15 protein-coding genes are annotated in these 17,393 nt (G+C 64.6%); 9 read left to right on the top strand and 6 right to left on the bottom strand.

The window, feature by feature from the left end; genetic code table 11:
* Nucleotides 1–11: 11 nt before the first annotated feature.
* Nucleotides 12–506: an SRPBCC family protein gene (locus tag L0962_RS01825; protein ID WP_367398005.1), complete on the bottom strand. Its 495-nt coding sequence runs from the start codon at nucleotides 504–506 to the stop codon at nucleotides 12–14.
* Here L0962_RS01825 and L0962_RS01820 point away from each other — a divergent pair.
* Genes L0962_RS01820 through L0962_RS01810 form a run of 3 tightly spaced genes read left to right on the top strand, consistent with a single transcriptional unit; the run spans nucleotide 505 to nucleotide 4,597 of the window.
* Nucleotides 505–1,212, top strand: a complete 708-nt coding sequence (locus L0962_RS01820) for a 16S rRNA pseudouridine(516) synthase (RefSeq protein ID WP_234083157.1) — start codon at nucleotides 505–507, stop codon at nucleotides 1,210–1,212. The genes L0962_RS01825 and L0962_RS01820 overlap by 2 nt on opposite strands.
* Complete coding sequence (locus tag L0962_RS01815; RefSeq protein WP_234083155.1) at nucleotides 1,209–2,123, top strand: hydrogen peroxide-inducible genes activator; 915 nt, start codon at nucleotides 1,209–1,211, stop codon at nucleotides 2,121–2,123. The genes L0962_RS01820 and L0962_RS01815 overlap by 4 nt, the downstream gene beginning before the upstream one ends.
* 8 nt (nucleotides 2,124–2,131) lie before the next feature.
* Nucleotides 2,132–4,597 (top strand): transporter substrate-binding domain-containing protein, encoded by a 2,466-nt coding sequence (locus tag L0962_RS01810; protein WP_234083153.1) that lies wholly within the window; start codon nucleotides 2,132–2,134, stop codon nucleotides 4,595–4,597.
* Here the strand turns inward: L0962_RS01810 and L0962_RS01805 are convergent, their stop codons facing one another.
* The 3 genes from L0962_RS01805 to L0962_RS01795 all read right to left on the bottom strand — a co-directional run bounded on the left by L0962_RS01805 (nucleotide 4,598) and on the right by L0962_RS01795 (nucleotide 9,300).
* Nucleotides 4,598–7,123, bottom strand: a complete 2,526-nt coding sequence (locus L0962_RS01805) for a DNA topoisomerase III (protein WP_234083151.1) — start codon at nucleotides 7,121–7,123, stop codon at nucleotides 4,598–4,600. It lies immediately after the preceding gene.
* Nucleotides 7,124–7,198: 75 nt separating this feature from the next.
* Nucleotides 7,199–8,275 carry a DNA-processing protein DprA gene (dprA, locus tag L0962_RS01800; RefSeq protein WP_234083148.1) on the bottom strand — a complete coding sequence of 359 codons (1,077 nt, stop codon included), beginning with the start codon at nucleotides 8,273–8,275 and terminating at the stop codon, nucleotides 7,199–7,201.
* The gene (locus L0962_RS01795) at nucleotides 8,272–9,300 is read right to left on the bottom strand and encodes a LysM peptidoglycan-binding domain-containing protein (protein WP_234083146.1); all 1,029 of its coding nucleotides are present in this window, start codon (nucleotides 9,298–9,300) and stop codon (nucleotides 8,272–8,274) included. The genes dprA and L0962_RS01795 overlap by 4 nt, the downstream gene beginning before the upstream one ends.
* A 141-nt stretch (nucleotides 9,301–9,441) precedes the next feature.
* Here L0962_RS01795 and def point away from each other — a divergent pair, with 141 nt between their 5' ends.
* Both def and fmt read left to right on the top strand, forming a co-directional pair.
* Nucleotides 9,442–9,945 carry a peptide deformylase gene (gene def, locus L0962_RS01790; RefSeq protein WP_234083144.1) on the top strand — a complete coding sequence of 168 codons (504 nt, stop codon included), beginning with the start codon at nucleotides 9,442–9,444 and terminating at the stop codon, nucleotides 9,943–9,945.
* Entirely contained in the window at nucleotides 9,942–10,865 is a 924-nt protein-coding gene (gene fmt / locus L0962_RS01785) for a methionyl-tRNA formyltransferase (protein WP_234083142.1), read from the top strand. Before def ends, fmt begins: the two co-directional genes overlap by 4 nt.
* Here fmt and speD read toward each other — a convergent pair whose 3' ends face one another.
* Together speD and L0962_RS01775 are read right to left on the bottom strand one after the other, a co-directional pair.
* A complete protein-coding gene (speD, locus tag L0962_RS01780) occupies nucleotides 10,866–11,246 on the bottom strand; it encodes an adenosylmethionine decarboxylase (protein ID WP_234083140.1) in 381 nt (126 codons plus the stop codon).
* A complete protein-coding gene (locus L0962_RS01775) occupies nucleotides 11,243–12,127 on the bottom strand; it encodes a S1/P1 nuclease (protein WP_234083137.1) in 885 nt (294 codons plus the stop codon). The genes speD and L0962_RS01775 overlap by 4 nt, the downstream gene beginning before the upstream one ends.
* Before the next feature lie 44 nt (nucleotides 12,128–12,171).
* On the opposite strand from L0962_RS01775, the gene rsmB reads away from it, so the two are divergent.
* The 4 genes from rsmB to L0962_RS01755 are packed head-to-tail and all read left to right on the top strand — an operon-like array spanning nucleotide 12,172 to nucleotide 17,386.
* Nucleotides 12,172–13,431 carry a 16S rRNA (cytosine(967)-C(5))-methyltransferase RsmB gene (rsmB, locus tag L0962_RS01770; protein ID WP_234083135.1) on the top strand — a complete coding sequence of 420 codons (1,260 nt, stop codon included), beginning with the start codon at nucleotides 12,172–12,174 and terminating at the stop codon, nucleotides 13,429–13,431.
* Complete coding sequence (locus L0962_RS01765; RefSeq protein ID WP_234083134.1) at nucleotides 13,424–13,993, top strand: DUF4390 domain-containing protein; 570 nt, start codon at nucleotides 13,424–13,426, stop codon at nucleotides 13,991–13,993. Before rsmB ends, L0962_RS01765 begins: the two co-directional genes overlap by 8 nt.
* Nucleotides 13,990–16,143: an ATP-binding protein gene (locus L0962_RS01760; RefSeq protein ID WP_367398004.1), complete on the top strand. Its 2,154-nt coding sequence runs from the start codon at nucleotides 13,990–13,992 to the stop codon at nucleotides 16,141–16,143. The genes L0962_RS01765 and L0962_RS01760 overlap by 4 nt, the downstream gene beginning before the upstream one ends.
* Nucleotides 16,121–17,386 (top strand): sigma-54 dependent transcriptional regulator, encoded by a 1,266-nt coding sequence (locus tag L0962_RS01755; RefSeq protein WP_234083132.1) that lies wholly within the window; start codon nucleotides 16,121–16,123, stop codon nucleotides 17,384–17,386. Before L0962_RS01760 ends, L0962_RS01755 begins: the two co-directional genes overlap by 23 nt.
* The last annotated feature ends 7 nt before the right edge of the window (nucleotides 17,387–17,393 follow it).

The following is a 17,393-nucleotide window of genomic DNA, read 5'->3' as shown; positions in this document are numbered from 1 at the left end:
CGTTCGCGGATTTACTGGATGCTGCCTCCGGCGGCCAGTGTGCGGATGACGCGGACGCAATCGATGTCCGATTGCTGGTAGGCGGATTTGACGTATTCGATATAGGCCCGATCTTCCGATCCGCTGGCTTCGCCAAAGGTGGTGACGTAGGTGAAACGCAGGAACAGCCGTTCCGGCTCCGGCTCTTCGATGGAGATGGTCAGGGTTCCGCCGGCGTGCTGTTCGTTGGCCTCGATCTCGAAGCGTACCCATTGCTGGTCGAGCAGGGTGACGCGGTCGACGATGCGGGCGGCGCCAAAATCGAGTTCGCGGCGTATTTGCTGCGGGCTGCGTTCGATGATCCGGCAGGCTTCCAGACCGGGCAGGAAAGGCAGGGGGTTGTCGACGCGAAACAGCAGGCCTTCCCACAGTTGCGCGCGGCTCAGCGAGGCGACCAACGGGTTGCCGGGGTCGTTGATGGCGATCAGGTGCTCGAAGTTCATGGCCCGATGGTAGCATCCGTGCATGCAACTCGAACGTATCCTGCAAATGCACGGCTTCGGCACACGCAAGGGCTGCCGGGCGATGATCCGGGCTGGCCGGGTGGCCGTGGCCGGCGCGGTGGTGGACGATCCTTTTGTCGATCTGGCGACCGATGGGCTGATTTTTGCGGTCGACGGCGTCGACTGGCCATTTCTCGAATTTGCCACGCTGGTGCTGCACAAGCCGGCCGGCTACGAATGCTCGCGCAAGCCGCAGCATCATCCGTCGGTGCTTGAATTGCTGCCGCCCGCCTTGCGCGAGCGGGGCGTGCAGCCGATCGGCCGGCTCGACGAGGACACCACCGGTCTGTTGCTGATCACCGATGACGGCCAGCTCAATCATCAGCTGTCATCCGGCAAGCGCAAGGTGCCGAAGGTGTATCGGGCGACGACCAAGCATGCGGTCGACGCCGCTCAGATCGAACAATTGCTGGCCGGCGTTCTGCTGCACGACGAACCCGAACCGATTGCGGCGGCGGCGGCCGAGGCGATCGGCGAGCGGCTGTTGCGGCTGACCGTGACCGAGGGCAAGTACCATCAGGTCAAGCGCATGGTCGCGGCGGTCGGCAATCGCGTCGAGGCGCTGCATCGCGAGATGGTTGGCGGACTGGCGCTGCCGGCCGATCTGAAAATCGGCGATTGGCGCTGGTTGACCGCAGCCGAGCGCGAAACCCTGGGAGTTTCCCGATGACCCTGACCGAAATGCGCTACATCGTGGCGCTGGCCCGCGAACGCCACTTTGGCCGGGCGGCCGAAGCCTGTCATGTCAGCCAGCCGACCTTGTCCGTTGCGCTGAAGAAGGTCGAGGGACAGATCGGGGCGGCGCTGTTCGAACGGACGGCAAACGACGTGCGGATCACCGCCCTTGGCGAACGCATCGTCGACCAGGCGCGACGGGTTCTGGAAGAAGCCGTCAAGCTGGAGGAAATCGCCGAGGCGACGGGCGACCCGATGAGCGGCCAGTTGCGCGTCGGCATCATCTACACCATCGCGCCCTATCTGCTGCCGCAGCTGATTCCGGCGCTGTCCAGGCAGGCACCGCGGATGCCGCTGTTCCTGAAGGAAGATTTCACGGCCAACCTGATTCCGGCACTCAAGGCCGGTGAGCTGGACGTGATCGTCATCGCCTTGCCGTTTGCCGAGCCCGGGCTGGTGGCGCAGGCGGTGTACGAAGAGCCGTTCCGTGTCGTCGTACCGGCCGCCCATGCGTGGGTCGGGCGCGAGGCCATCGATGCCGACGAACTGGACGGCCAGAACCTGTTATTGCTCGGCCAGGGCAACTGTTTCCGCGATCAGGTGCTCGAATCCTGCCCGCGTCTGACTGCGCCCGATGCGCTGGATCACGCGCTGGAAGGCAGTTCGCTCGAAACCATCCGCTACATGGTGGCGAGCGGTGCCGGCGTCGCGGTGATGCCGAGTTCGGCAGCCGACCCGTTGATCGAAAAGGAGCCGATGGTGCGCGTGTTGCCGTTTGCCGGGACACCGCCGGCGCGAACGGTCGGTCTGGTCTGGCGGGTGACGTATCCGCGACCGCAGGCGATCGATGCCGTTCGGGCGGCGATCCTGTCCTGCCAGTTGCCCGGCGCCTCGCCGCGACGCTGAGGTTTCACGTGAAACGCCTGGCCTGCCTTCTCGTGCTGCCGGCGTTCTGGATGGCGATTTCCGCCCCCGCGGCCGGCGCACCCGACGTGCTGCGGGTCGTCAGCGACGACAACTATCCCCCGTATCTGTTCCGCGATGTCGAAGGGCGAGTCGAAGGCTATCTGGTCGATCTCTGGAAACTCTGGGAGCAGAAAACCGGCACCCGGGTCGAGTTGACCGCAACTGCCTGGTCGGATGCGCAGCAGCGTATCCGGGATGGGCGGGCGGACGTCATCGACATGCTGTTCCGTACGCCGGCGCGCGAGGCCTTGTATGAATTCTCCCGTCCCTATGCCCGACAGCATGTGTCGATCTACAGCCATGCCTCGATCAGCGGGCTGAGCGGCCCGGAGACGCTGAAAGGCTTGCTGGTCGGGGTTCAGGCCGGTGATGCCTGCGTGGAATACCTGAACGGACGCCGGATTACCGCGCTGCAGACCTATCGCGACTATTCGTCGATGATCCGTGCTGCGCAGAACGAGGAAATCAAGGTCTTCTGCCTCGATGAGGAGCCGGCCGCTTTCTACCTTTACCGGCTCGGCGTACAGCAATCGTTTCGTGTCGCATTCCGGGCTTACGAGGGCGAATTCCATCGTGCCGTGCGCAAGGGTGAGGGTGAGCTGCTCGCTTACGTCGAGGCGGGGATGGCCAGGATCACGCCGGCCGAAAGGGCGGAGTTGCACGATAAATGGATGGGGCGGCCGGTCAGTCTGGAGCCCTATCTGCGGTACGTCGGCCTGGTCGTGCTCGGATTGCTCGGCGGTGGCGGTGTGCTCGCGCTGTGGGTTTTCCAGTTGCGACGGCAGGTCAGGCAACGTACGGCCGAGCTCGAAATGCGGCGTGCGCAGCTGGCCACGCTGGTTGGCGCGATCCCCGATCTGGTCTGGCTGAAGGATGTGGATGGCGTATATCTCGCCTGTAATGCCCGTTTCGAGCAATTGTACGGCGCCGGCGAGGCGGAAATCGTTGGGCGGCGCGATGCCGACTTCGTGTCTGCGGCACAGGCCGGGATTTTCCGTGATCACGACCTTCGTGCCGTCGAGGCAGGCGGGCCGGTGATCAACGAGGAGTGGCTGGATTTCGCCGAAACCGGCGAGCATCGGCTTTTCGAAACGGTCAAAACGCCGATGTATGCGGCCGATGGTCAGCTGATCGGCGTGCTTGGCGTGGCGCGCGATATCACTCGGCGGCGGGAGATCGAGCAGGAGCTGCGCCGCTATCGGGACGATCTTGAAACGCAGGTGGCCGAACGTACCCGCCAGCTGGCGGAAGCCCGCGATGCGGCGGAAACGGCCAATCGGGCAAAAAGCGCTTTCCTGGCGAACATGAGCCATGAAATCCGGACACCGATGAATGCCATCATCGGCATGTCGCACGTCTTGCGCCGCAAGCTCGAGGCGCCGGCGCTGATCGACAAGCTGGACAAGATTTCCGGGGCGGCCGACCATCTGCTCGCACTGATCAACGATTTGCTCGATTTTTCGAAGATCGAGGCGGGTCGTTTGCAGCTGGAGTCTGTTGCGGTCGACCCCGCAGCTTTGCTGGAAAACATCCTGAGCATGCTCGGCGATGCGGCAAATGCGAAGGGAGTGCAGCTGGCGGGGCGGATGGGCAGCCTGCCGGCAGGCCTGCTGGGCGATCCGGGGCGCCTGGCGCAATGCCTGCTGAATCTTGCCGGCAATGCGATCAAGTTTACTGAGCGGGGGCGCGTCGATATAGCGATCGAGTGCATCGAGCATCGGGAAGACTTCGCGCTGCTGCGGTTTTCGGTGCGCGATACCGGCATCGGCATGGCGCAGGAGACGCTCGATCAATTGTTCATGCCGTTTCAACAGGCCGAGGTGTCCACTGCGCGACGTTTTGGCGGAACCGGTCTGGGCTTGGCGATCACCCGGCGTCTTGCCCGGATGATGGGCGGCGATGCCGGTGTCGAAAGCAAGCTGGGCGAAGGCAGTCACTTCTGGTTTACCGTCGGCTTGCGTTGCTGCACGGTGCAAGGCGCTGAGGATACTGTGCGGCCAGTGGATCACCTGGTGGCCCCGCTGGCGGCTTTTGCCGGTGCCCGGATACTGCTTGTCGAAGATGAACCGATCAATCGGGAAGTGGCCTGCGAACTATTGGTGGGGGCTGGGCTACAGGTCGAGCAGGCGATCGATGGCGTCGAGGCGGTGGCTTGCGTCGAAAACGCGGAACGACCCTACGCCTTGATCCTGATGGATTTGCAGATGCCGCGCATGACCGGGGTCGAGGCGGCGGAACGTTTGCGCAGCCTGGCGGGTTTTTCGACGCCGATCATCGCGTTTACGGCGAACGCCTTTGCTGAGGACAGAGCCCGTTGCCTGGCAGTCGGCATGGTCGATTTCGTCGCCAAGCCGGTCGATCCGGAAGCCTTGTTCGCCACCTTGGCCCGCTGGCTGGGGCCGCACGGGGGATGATCAGCTTTCGGCCGCTTTTGCCCGGGCGCTGCCCTTCTTGGCAGCCGGTGCCTTTTTTTCGAATTCGAAGCCGACCTTGCCGGCCTGAACGACCAGGTAGGCCGAAAACTTGCGCTTGGTCCGGTTCGAGACGAATTCCTTGAGCAGGTCGGTCTTGCCGGTTTCCAGCATTTTCTGCATCTGGGCAGCGTCGACCGGCTGCTGCAGGATGATCTTGCCGGAACGGAAGTCGCAGGATTTTTCCGGGCCGACCGATTTTTCGCAAACGTAGGCGTTTCCGTTGTCGTAAACCGAGTTGCCGCATTTCGGGCATTTACCCAGGCTGGTCTGGCTGGAGAAATCGACTGGTTCGGCATCGCCGTCGTCGGCCTTGTCCTGACCGAAGTCGAATTCCGGCTGCTTGTCGGCATTCAGCTTGATTGCCGCAGCGAAACTGCGGCCCATCTTGTTGCGGAAGCCGGTCAGCGGGCCGACCTGGCCCTCGGTCAGCAGCGTCTCGATTTCGGCCGGTTCGTACTGGCGGCCGGCGACCATCTTCCACAGTGAATAGTCGCAGTCGCTGCACTGGAATTTCTTGTAGGTTTCGCGGATCAGGCCGCCGCACTTCGGGCAGGGGGCGCTGAGGATGCCGAAGTCGCCGGGAATCGTATCGCTGTCGTAGGTCTTGGCGCGCTCGACGATGTGGCGGGTCATCTCGGCGATCTCGCGCATGAATTCGTCACGCGTGAATTCGCCCTTCTCGATGCGGCCGAGTTTCCATTCCCAGTCGCCGGTCAGTTCCGGCTGCGTCAGTTCCTTGACGCCGAGACCATTCAACAGCGTCATCAGGTTGAAGGCCTTGGCGGTCGGGATCAGTTCGCGACCTTCGCGCAGCATGTACTGTTCGCCGATCAGGTTTTCGATGATCTGGGCGCGCGTCGCCGGCGTGCCGAGGCCGCGGCCGGCCATCGCCGCCTTCAGTTCCTCGTCATCGACCATCTTGCCGGCACCTTCCATGGCCGACAGCAGGGTGGCTTCCGAATAGCGCGGCGGCGGCTTGGTGGCGCTGGCCTTGACCGTGACTTCCTCGGTTTTAACCTTTTCGTCCTTGTCGACCGCAACCAGGTTGCCTTCGTCGCCGGTCTGGCCTTCCTTGCCATGGACAGCCAACCAGCCCGGATTGACCAGAACCTTGCCTTCGGTCTTGAATGGATGGCCTTCGACCCGGGTGATGCGGGTGGTTACCAGGTACTCGGCGGCCGGGAAGAAGACCGACAGGAAGCGGCGGACGACGAAGTCGTAGAGCTTCTGTTCGGCTTCGTTGAGGTTCTTCGGCGCCTGCGGCGTGGGGATGATGGCGAAGTGATCGCTCACCTTGGCGTTGTTGAAGATGCGCTTGTTCGGCAACACCCAGTTGCGCGCCAGGATCTGATGCGCGAACGGCGAATAACGGGCGAGCAGGACCTCGTCGTGACCCTTGCCGGCACCTTCGCCGGTGAGCACGCGCATCGTGTCCTTGACCGTGGCGAGGTAGTCCTCGGGCAGGCAGCGCGAGTCGGTCCGCGGGTAGGTCAGCACCTTGTGCTTTTCGTAGAGTGCCTGGGCCAGGCCGAGCGTGGTCTTGGCCGAGAAGCCGAAACGGCTGTTGGCCTCGCGCTGCAGGCTGGTCAGGTCGAAGAGCAGGGGCGACAGGCGGGTTTCCGGCTTGGCTTCCTCGCTGACGATGCCGGGCTTGCCCGAGGTTGCCGCCTTGATTGCTTCGGCCCGGGCGACTTCCCAGAGGCGGTCGGCGCGGGCGTGCTCGTCGTCCTGCTTGCCTTTGAAGCCTTCATCAAACCATTTGCCGGTATAGCCACCAGCCTTGGCGGCGAATTCGGCCTCGACTTCCCAGTAATCGCGCGGCACGAAGTCGCGAATCTTGCGCTCGCGCTCGACGACGATGGCCAGCGTCGGCGTCTGCACGCGGCCGACCGTGGTCAGGTGGAAACCGCCGGTCTTCGAGTTGAAGGCAGTCATCGCCCGGGTGCCGTTGATGCCGACCAGCCAGTCGGATTCGGAGCGACAGACGGCGGCATCGGCCAGCCCCTGCATTTCGCTGCCCGGGCGCAGGCGCGCGAAGCCGTCGCGGATCGCCTGCGGCGTCATCGACTGCAGCCACAGCCGCTGCACCGGTTTGCCGGCCTTGGCGTGCTGGGCGATGTAATTGAAGATCAGCTCACCCTCGCGCCCCGCGTCACAGGCGTTGATCAGGCCGGTGACATCCTTGCGCTTGATCAGCTTGTTGAGCACGCGCAGTCGCGGCGCGCTCTTCTCGATCGGATTCAGTGCGAAATGCGGCGGGATCACCGGCAGATGGGCGAAGGACCACTTGCCGCGCTTGACCTCGAATTCTTCCGGACAGGCCAGTTCGAGCAAATGGCCGACGGCCGACGAGACGACGTATTCGTCGTTTTCGAAGTATTCGTCGTGCTTGGTGAAACCACCGAGCGCCTTGGCGATGTCGCTGGCGACGGAGGGTTTCTCGGCGATGATCAGTTTTTTGCTCATGGGGTCTGCCTGTCAGGTGCCGGGCATGATATGTGGAGGTCCGGACGCTGGCAAGGGAGAGGGTGCAGTCCGGGTTCAGCCGAGTCGCTGATATCGGTTGCCCGGCAACGGTGCGATCTGTCCTGACAACTCGAGTTCGAGCAGGGCGATCAGCAACTGGTCGGCGGCCTGGCCGGTGCGGGCGACCAGTTCGTCCAGATTGGCCGGGTCGTGGCCGAGGGCGGTGAGCAATGGATGTTCGTCGATGATGGGGCGGGGCGCAGCGGGGCTGGGAGAGGCGATGGAAATCGTCAGTTCCTCGAGCACGTCGGCCGCGGTCTCGACCAGCTTCGCGCCCTGCTTGATCAGGCGATGGCAGCCGCGGGCAACCGGTGAATGTATCGAGCCGGGAATCGCAAATACCTCGCGCCCCTGCTCGGCCGCCAGGCGGGCGGTGATCAGCGAGCCGCTTTCGGTCGCGGCCTCCACGACCAGGACGCCGCGCGACAGGCCGGCGATCAGGCGGTTGCGTTTGGGAAAATTGGCGGCAAGGGCAGGCGTGCCAATCGGAAACTCCGAGACGATGGCGCCGCGTTCGGCGATCTGCAGTGCCAGTTCCCGGTTGCGGGCGGGGTAGATGCGATCGGGGCCGGTGCCGATCACGGCAATGGTGTTTCTGGCGGCGGCCAGCGCGCCGCGATGGGCGGCGGCATCAATGCCCAGTGCCAGGCCGCTGACGACGGTCAGCCCTGTTGCTGCGAGCTTGCGGGCGAAGCTCTCGGCAGTCTGGTTGCCCTGGGGGGTTGCGTTGCGGCTACCGACGATGGCCAGACCCGGCTGCAGCAACAGCGCCGGGTTGCCGCGAACGTAGAGCAAGGGCGGCGGGTCGGCGATTTCCAGCAGCGATGGCGGGTAGTCTGCGTCGGCCAGCGTCAGGATGCGATTGCCGGGCTGTCGGCTCCATTCGATGTTGCGGTCGACCGCGGCTGGATCGGAAAAATCGAAAAGCAGGTCGGCCTTGGCGCCGATCACGCTGCGTACCGCGCTGTAGCCGGCAGAAAAAACGGCTTCCGGTAAACCGAAAGCCGTCAGCAGCTTGCGTTGGGTTTCGCCGCCGATGCCGGCGGGCAGGGTCAGCCGCAGCCAGGCGGCCAGACCCGGATCGCCGTTCATGGATTGCGGGTTGCGTCGCCGACGATGACCGATTTGGACGATTCCATGATCAGTGCGTAGGCGACATGTTCGAAAGTACGGAAGACAAACGCCAGGCCATAGCGCTCCTCCGGAATTTCGGTCTCGACGCGGCGCAGGTTAAGGTCGATGTCCTTCGAGACACGCTTGCGGAAGATGGCCAGCACATGGCCGTTTTCGACCCCTTCGGCGGTGCCGCGGCTGAGTGCGACTACCGAGCCGGCACCGGCTTCATGGGCGCCGCCGTAGATGGACATGATGCGGGCGTCGATCTGCCCGTCGGGCTTGCGTGGCACGTAGGCAACGATGGCCGGCTCCGGTGCCGGCTTGAGCCAGTCGCCCCGGGTGATTTCCTGTTTCGCCTGGGTGACGGTCAGGGTTGCCGGATCGCCGGGAGCGATCAGGCGGGCACTGCCCAGGAAGAAAGCTTCATGCGCGACGATCTTGCCGGTTTCCGGATCCTTCAGCGGTTTGCCGGGACGGAAGACATGCCAGTTCACGACCTGGGTGCCTGAAATACCGGTTGCGAAGATGTTGTCGCCGTTGCCGGAGATCACGCGGTCTTCCTGGGTCGCCACGATGCGCACCGACTGGTCGTCGCCTTCCTCGATGATCAGCGGGTTGGAAATGAAGGGTTCGATCAGGTTGACCGGAATGCTGGAAACGGCGCCGCGGGACACCGATTCATAAATCTTGGGTTGCAGCTTCACGGTACCGCCGCCGACCGGTTTGCCCAGACGCAGTCGGGGATTGCCGCTCGACAGGTCGAGCCAGACCACGTCGCCGGGGTAGATCAGGTGGGGATTCTTGATCTGGTCCTTGTTCAGTTGCCAGATTTCCGGCCAGCGCCAGGGTTTTTTCAGGAATTTTCCGGAAATTGCCCAGAGTGTGTCGCCTTTGACGACCACGTGACGTTCGGGCGGATTGTCCACCAGTTCCAGGGGTTCGGCGGCTGTCGCGCAAACGGCCGTGGCGGCCAGGATGAGCGCGGATATAATGCGGACCATAGATATTCCTCACGTACCGGTGGAACGCGCCGCGGTTTTCATGGTCACATCGGCATCCGCAATGCGCGTTTACATCTCGAAAACTGCTTTAGATTCTGCATGTAATCACTTGCGCAAGCAAGCTTTTATTCCGCTATCACGATGTCCCTGTTACCCATTTTGCGTTTTCCCGACCCGCGTCTGAAGAAAGTTGCCGCTCCGGTGACGAAAATTGACGACGGCATTCGTCGCCTGGCCGCCGACATGGCCGAAACCATGTACGAGGCGCCGGGTATCGGCCTGGCCGCGACCCAGGTCGATGTGCATCGGCGCGTGGTGGTGATCGATGTGTCGGAAGAGAAAAACCAGCTGCGTGTTTTCGTCAATCCGGAAATCGTCGCTTGCGACGGCAGCGCGCTCGGCGAAGAGGGATGCTTGTCGGTTCCCGGCATCTACGACAAGGTCGAGCGGGCCGAGCGTGTTTCGGTGCGCTATCTGGATCTCGACGGCCGGGCGCAGGTGCTCGAGGCCGAAGGCCTGCTGGCGGTCTGCATCCAGCATGAAATCGATCATCTGAACGGCAAGGTGTTTGTCGACCATCTGTCGCAGCTGAAGCAGGGGCGGATCAAGAGCAAGCTGGCGAAGCAGGCGCGCGTTACCGCATGAAGCTGATCTTCGCGGGGACGCCGGCGTTTGCGGCACAGGCGCTGGCGGCGATCGCCGCCGCCGGGCATGAAGTGGCATTGGTGCTGACCCAGCCGGATCGCCCGGCCGGGCGCGGCATGAATCTGCAGCCGTCGGCGGTCAAGCAGGTGGCTTTGGCGCACGGAATCGAGGTGTTTCAGCCGACGACGCTGAAGGATCCCGAGGCGCAGGCCCGTCTGGCTGCGATCGGTGCCGAGGCGATGGTGGTGGCGGCTTACGGTCTGATCCTGCCGCAGGCGGTGCTCGATCTGCCGGCTTTCGGTTGCTTGAACATTCATGCGTCGCTGTTGCCGCGCTGGCGAGGCGCGGCGCCGATCCAGCGGGCCTTGCTGGCCGGCGATGCGCAGACTGGTGTCTGCATCATGCAGATGGAAGCCGGACTGGATACCGGGCCGGTGCTGATGCGCGAGGCTTTTCCGATCGCCGGCGACGACACCACGGCCAGCCTGCACGACAAGCTGGCGGCCTGCGGCGCGCGCTTGATTGTCGATGCGCTGGCCGGGCTTCCGCTGCCGGCCGAGGTGCAGCCCGCCGATGGCGTGACTTACGCGCACAAGATCGAGAAGGCCGAAGCGTTGATCGATTGGTCGAAAAGTGCGGCGGAGATCGATCGGCATATCCGTGCCTTCAATCCTTTTCCCGGGGCTCAGGCGATGTTTGGCGGGCAGACGGTCAAGCTGTGGGCGGCCCGGCCGGTTGCCGACGCTACCTCAGGAGAAATTGGGCAGATTCTTGCGGTCGACCGCAAGGAAATCCTGATTTGCTGCGGCGACGGGGCGCTTGCCGTCAGTGAACTGCAGAAGGCCGGCGGCAAGCGTTTGCCGGTGCAGCAGTTCCTGGCCGGCCATCCGCTGCAGGTCGGCCAGCGTTTCGACGTCTGATCAGACGCCGGGCAGGCCGCGCGTCACCCGGCGGATTTCCCGATGCTGCGGCTGGAACGCCGCGCAGACTTCGGCGAACAGCGCTTCGGCGCGTTGGCTGTTGTCGTCGCTGAAATTGCAGACGTAAACATCCAGGGTGACCGATTGGCGCTCTGGCCAGGTGTGTACCGCCAGGTGCGATTCGGCCAGCACGACGGTACCGGTGACGCCGGCGGCTTGTCCGGCTTCGTCGGTGAAGGCGTGGAACAGCCGACCGACCACGCTCAGGCCGTGGCGGCGGCTGGCATCGACGCAATAGCTTTCCAGGCCGGCGGCGTCGAGCAGGAAGCTGGTCCGGCAACGGCAGTCGTACAGATCGGCGATCAGGTGCAGTCCGTTCATGGCGCTGTTCCACGTGAAACGCGATGACGCACGATGTCGTCGAGCAACCGGCCGAGCCGTAGGCCGGCGCTGACGATCCGTTCTGCTGCGGTCGACTCGGCTCGGCGGCGGAAATCCGCATCGATCAGCAGGCTGACACTTCCTTGCTGCAGCGGATAGGCGCCAGCCAGCAGGGCGTGCGTCTCGTCGCGCCAATGGTCGATGTCGAACGCCGGGCTGGCCGCGGTCTGCGACAGCAGCAGTTGTCCAGCGCGCTTGTTCAGGCGTTTGCCGCGCAGGTCGCTGCGGCCGGGCAGTTCATCCCACCAGGCGTGCAGTTTGACGAAGGGCTTTTTCGGCGACGTGCTGTCCTCGACCAGCACGTCATTGCCACCGGCGTCCTCGGCACGGCCGACATGCATCGGCTGATGCAGGTCGCCGACCAGGTGAACGAGCCAGGGCAGGGCCCAGGCAATTTCGGCCGGATTCCCGGTCGACCGCAGGGTTTCGACGAGCCCGGCCAGCGCCCGGTCGATATTGCCCTTGCCGCGTCGGCCGTCGTCGTGAAAGTCGACGTAGTGCCAGTCGACATGGCGCGCCTGGTCGAACAGGCCGGCCACCGGCAGGGCAGGCGGTTCGCGGCGTTCGTCGTGGAACCGGGTGTCGTGGCGGATGCGGTCGGGCCAGGTCGACGCTTCGGCCAGGATCAGCGCAGTGTCCGCGGCACCGGCGCGGTTGGCCCATTCGGCGTGATCCGGGTGTAGACGCAGGCTGTCGGCGACGAAGGCCCGGGTGGCCGGCGCCATGTACTGCCAGGCGATCACCGCGCTGAGCCGATGGCCGGCCGCATTCCAGGCGAGCGCCGGAAACGCGGAAGTCAGGAAGATGAGTGCGAGCAGCATTCGAAACATGGGCGGCATTATGCCCCGTGCGATAATCCCTTCCCATGTCGCGTCTTCCTTCCAATTCACTCGCCTACGCTTTGCGCGAGGCGGCCCGCATCGATGCTGCCGTGTTCGCCGGCCAGAGTCTGGCCGACGGCTTGTTGAGCCGTGTGGACAGCGGCGCCCGGCCGGCCGTTCAGGATCTGGTCTATGGCAGCCTGCGCGCCTGCGGTCGTGGCGATTTCCTGCTGTCGCGGCTGCTCGAGCGGCCGCTGGCGGTCGACGAGGTGCGCGCCTTGCTTCTGGTCGCGTTGTATCGCCTGGAAACCCGGCCGGATGCCGTGCATACCGTGGTCGACCAGGCGGTGTCGGCGGCCGGCGATATCCTGCGCGGAAAATTCCGCGGCCTGGTCAATGGCGTGCTGCGCAGCTTCCTGCGCCGCCAGGACGAACTGCTGGCCGCGCTGGCCGACGATCCGGTGGCTTCGGCACAGCATCCGGCCTGGTGGCTTTCGCGCTTGCAGGCAGCTTATCCGGCGCAATGGCCGGCCATCGTGGCCGCCGGTAACCAGCCGCCGCCGATGGGGCTGCGGGTTAACCGCCAACGAGTGGCCCGCGATGTTTACGGCGAGCGACTGGCCGCTGCCGGCATCGTTGCCCGCGCCGTAGGTGAGGACGGACTGGCGCTGGGACAGCCGGTACCGGTCGACCGTCTCCCCGGCTTCTTCGCCGGTGACGTGTCGGTGCAGGATCCGGGCGCGCAGCGTGCCGCCGAGTTGCTGGCCCCGGCCGCCGGCAGTCGCGTGCTCGATGCCTGTGCAGCACCCGGCGGCAAGACGGCGCATCTGCTCGAGCGCAACGCGCTCGATCTGCTGGCACTCGATCTGAAACCGGCGCGCTGTCGCCGGATCAGCGATGGTCTGGCTCGTCTGCATCTGACGGCGGAGGTGAAGGCGGCCGATTGCACGCGTCTCGACCACTGGTGGGACGGACGCAGCTTCGACGCGGTGTTGGCCGATGTGCCGTGCACCGCCAGCGGCGTCGTGCGGCGAAATCCGGACGCCAAATGGTTGCGCCGGGAAGCCGATATCGCCTCGTTTGCCGGCGCCCAGCGGCGCATTCTCGACGCCCTGTGGCAGGTCCTGCGGCCGGGCGGTAAACTGCTCTACGCGACCTGTTCGGTATTTCCGGAGGAAAACGGACTGCAGATCGGGCGCTTCCTCGCCGAGCAGTTGCAAGCTCGCCGGCTGCACGAGGAACAGCTGCTGCCCGATGTCGACCACGATGGCTTCTATTACTGTCTCCTCGAAAAGCATGCTTGATCTTCTACGGCGAATGCTGGTGCTGCTGGTTTTCTTGCCGGGCCTGGCGTGGACCGCAGAAATCGAGATTCTCGACCCGCAGCTTCAGGCAGCAGACGACGGCTACGCGCTGTCGGCCGATTTTCGTTTCGAACTCAGTCCGCGCCTCGAAGAAGCGGTCAATCGCGGGGTCACGCTGTACTTCGTGGCCGAATTCGTGCTCGAACGCGAACGCTGGTACTGGCTGGATCAGCAGATCGCTTCGACCAGCCGGACTTACCGGCTTTCCTATCATGCATTGACGCGCCAGTACCGCTTGAGTACCGGCGGTCTGCACCAGTCCTTCGACACGCTGGGCGAAGCCTTGCGCATGCTGTCGCGGTTGCGCGGCTGGCCGGTGATCGACAAGAACGAGCGCGGCCTCATGACCGCCGACGGCTACGACGCCGCCTTGCGGCTGCGCCTGGACATCACCCAGCTGCCGCGCCCATTCCAGATCAGTGCGTTGGGCAGCAAGGAGTGGAACCTGTCGTCCGACTGGAAGCGCTGGCGGGTGAACTTGCCACTGCCGGAGGCCAAGTGAAGCGTTTCGTCGCTGCCGGGGGCGCGCTGGCTGCCACCATCGGGGGCATCCTGTGGTTCCTGCTGTTGATGTCCACGGCTGCGGATACCGTGGTCTTCTCGCGCAATTACCCCTTGCTGATCGTGCTCAACATCGGGCTGGCGATTGCCATGCTGGCATTGGTCGGCTGGCAGTTGCGCTCGCTGTGGCGGGATTACCGGGCCCAGGTCTTCGGTGCCCGGCTCAAGCTGCGCCTGATGCTGATGTTCGGTGTCATCGCCGTACTGCCGGGCGCGCTGGTCTATGGCGTGTCGGTCCAGTTCGTCACCCGATCGATCGAGAGCTGGTTCGACGTGCGGGTCGAAAAGGCGCTGGAGTCGGGCTTGCACCTGGGTCGTTCGGTCCTCGATTCGCTGCAGGAAGACCTGGCGGAAAAGGCCCGCGACATGGCCATCGAACTGTCCGATGTCGGCGATCCCGGACGGCGCTCCGCGCTGTTCCGGCTGCGTGAGGAAAAGGGCGTGCAGAGCGCGGCATTATTCTCGGTCGGTGGCCAGTTGCTGACCAGTGCCACCGGTGACCTTGGCAATCCCCTGCCCGAATTGCCGACCCAGAGCGAATTGCGGCAGGCGAGGGCATCGCTGGGGGTAAACAGCATCGACGGCGATGGCGAGCACCTGACCTTGCGTGTGCTGGTACCGGTCAATTCGCGCCTGTTGTTCGAAGAGCCGCGCATCCTGCTCGTCACCCAGGCGGTGCCCGGCAACCTGGCGGCGGATGCCGATGCGGTGCAGGACGTCTATCGCGACTATCAGGAACTCCAGCTGGCGCGCGACGGACTGACCCGCATTTATGCGCTGACGCTGACGTTGACCGTGCTGGTCGCGCTGTTCGGCGCCTTTGCGCTGGCCTACCTGATGGCCCGTCGGCTGGCGGCGCCGCTCTACATCCTGGCCGAAGGGACGCAGGCTGTTGCGCAGGGCGACTTCTCGCCGCGCCAGGCGGTTTACAGCGGTGACGAACTCGGTGTCCTGACCCAGTCCTTCAACCGGATGACCCGTCAACTCGACGATGCCCGCCGCGAGACCGAGCGGCACCGCAGCGAACTCGAATCGGCGCGTGGTTATCTTGAGTCGATTCTCGCCAACCTGTCGGCCGGGGTGCTGGTCTTCGACCGTCGTTTCGTGTTGCGCACGGTCAACGAAAGCGCGCTGACCATCCTCGATGACGATTTTTCCGGGCTGATCGGCGTCGACCCTGCGGCCTGGCCGCGCCAGCATGCGCTGGGCGAATTCATCCGCGAGCATTTCGCCGCTGCCGACGAAAACGAATGGCAGGCGCAACTCGAACTGGAGCGGGCGAACGGCATGCCGCAGGTCCTGCTGTTGCGCGGATCCCGGTTGCCGGAGGCGAGCGGTGGCGACGTGGTGGTGTTCGACGACGTGACCCGGCTGATCGCCGCCCAGCGCAGCGCAGCCTGGGGCGAGGTGGCGCGCCGGCTGGCGCACGAAATCAAGAACCCGCTGACGCCGATCCAGCTGTCCGCCGAACGGCTGCAGTTCAAGCTGGCCGACAAGCTGGTCAATGGCGATGCCGACATGCTGGCACGCGGCACGCAGACCATCATCAACCAGGTGCAGGCGATGAAGCGCATGGTCGACGATTTCCGCGACTACGCGCGGCTGCCGGTCCCCGAACTGGCGCCGCTCGACCTCAATGCACTGGTCGGCGAAGTCCTCGGCCTGTATGAAAGTTCCACGGCGCGGATCGACTGTCGGCTGGCCGAGCACCTGCCGCCGGTCGTCGGCGACGCGACGCAGTTGCGGCAGATCATCCACAATCTGCTGCGCAACGCCGAAGATGCGCTGGACGGGCGCGACGACGGGCAGATCGAAATCACGACCGAAGCCGGCCGGCGCAACGCGCGGCTGCGCATTGCCGATAATGGCCCGGGTTTCCCGGTCGATCTGCTGCCGCGCATCTTCGAACCTTATGTCACTACCAAGGCCCGGGGAACCGGGCTGGGATTGCCCATCGTCAAAAAGATCGTCGACGAACATCAGGGCAGCATCGAAATCAGCAATGCACCGGAGGGCGGCGCCTGGATCGAGATCCGCCTGCCCCTGGTCAGGGAGGAGGAACCCAGGCATGGCCATCATTCTGGTCGTTGACGACGAAGTCGGCATTCGCGAACTGCTGTCGGAAATCCTGATCGACGAGGGTTACGACGTCCGTCTCGCCGAGCACGCGGCGGCGGCCCGCAAGGTGCGGGCGGAACTGCGCCCCGATCTGGTCCTGCTCGACATCTGGATGCCGGACACCGATGGCATCTCGCTGCTCAAGGAGTGGCACGCCGGCGGCCATCTGACGATGCCGGTGGTGATGATGTCCGGGCACGGCACGATCGACACCGCGGTCGAAGCCACCCGTTTCGGTGCCTTCGATTTCCTCGAGAAGCCGATCGCACTGCAGAAATTGCTGGCAACGGTGCAGAAGGCGCTCAAGCACGACACGCCGCTGCAGCGGCCGCCGCTGACGCTGGAGGCCTTTTCGCGGCTGAACTTCATCAAGGAATTCCGTCGCCGCCTCGAACAGGCAGCGGCCAAGGCGTCGCTGGTCCTGCTCAAGGGAGCGACCGGCGGCATGGCCGAAATCGTCGCCCGGACCTTGCTGCCGCCGCGCGCGCCCTGGCTGGACCTGTCGGTGACCAGCAGCGCGCTGACCCAGGAAGCGCTGGAAAAAATCGGCAACGGCATCCTGTTCGTGCCCGACCTGGCGGCGCTCGGCAAGATGCAGCAAATGAACCTGGCTTTTGCGGTCGACCGCGCCGACAAGCTCAATCTGCAACTGGTGGCGGCCGTCGCCCAGCCTTTGTCGACACTCGCCGAGCAGGGCTGGGACAGCAAGCTGCTGGGCCGGCTGGGGGAAATCTGGGTCGGCATGCCGCCGTTGGCCGCCCATGTCGACGATCTGCCGGAAATCGCCGGCTTGCTGCTCGGCAATTTCGTCGAGCGCGGCGAAGTCCCGGTCCGTCGTTTCTCGACGGCGGCGCTCAACGCGTTGCGTACGCTGCCCTGGAAAAACCACGCCGACAGCGCTTGGAACGTGCTTCACGCGTTGGTGCGCAATCTGGCGCTGACCGCGCTGGACGAGGAGATCGGCGGCGACGACGTGAGCCGCGTGATGCCGGCGGACAGTGAAATGGACGGCGTCGGCCAGTCGCTGCTGCCGCTGTTCGACCAGCCGCTGCGCGAGGCCCGGGATGCGTTCGAGAAGCTCTATTTCGAACATCACCTGCGGCTGGAGTCTGGCAACATGACGCGCCTGGCCGAGCGTTCCGGCCTTGAACGGACGCATCTGTACCGCAAGCTGAAGCAGCTCGACATCAAGATCGGCAAGCGCAACGACGACTGAACGGTCG

The organism is Azonexus sp. R2A61, assembly GCF_021401135.1.
Taxonomy (GTDB): domain Bacteria; phylum Pseudomonadota; class Gammaproteobacteria; order Burkholderiales; family Rhodocyclaceae; genus Azonexus.
The sequence above is the reverse complement of the archived record's forward strand: the minus strand, read 5'-3'. Positions and strand labels throughout refer to the sequence as shown.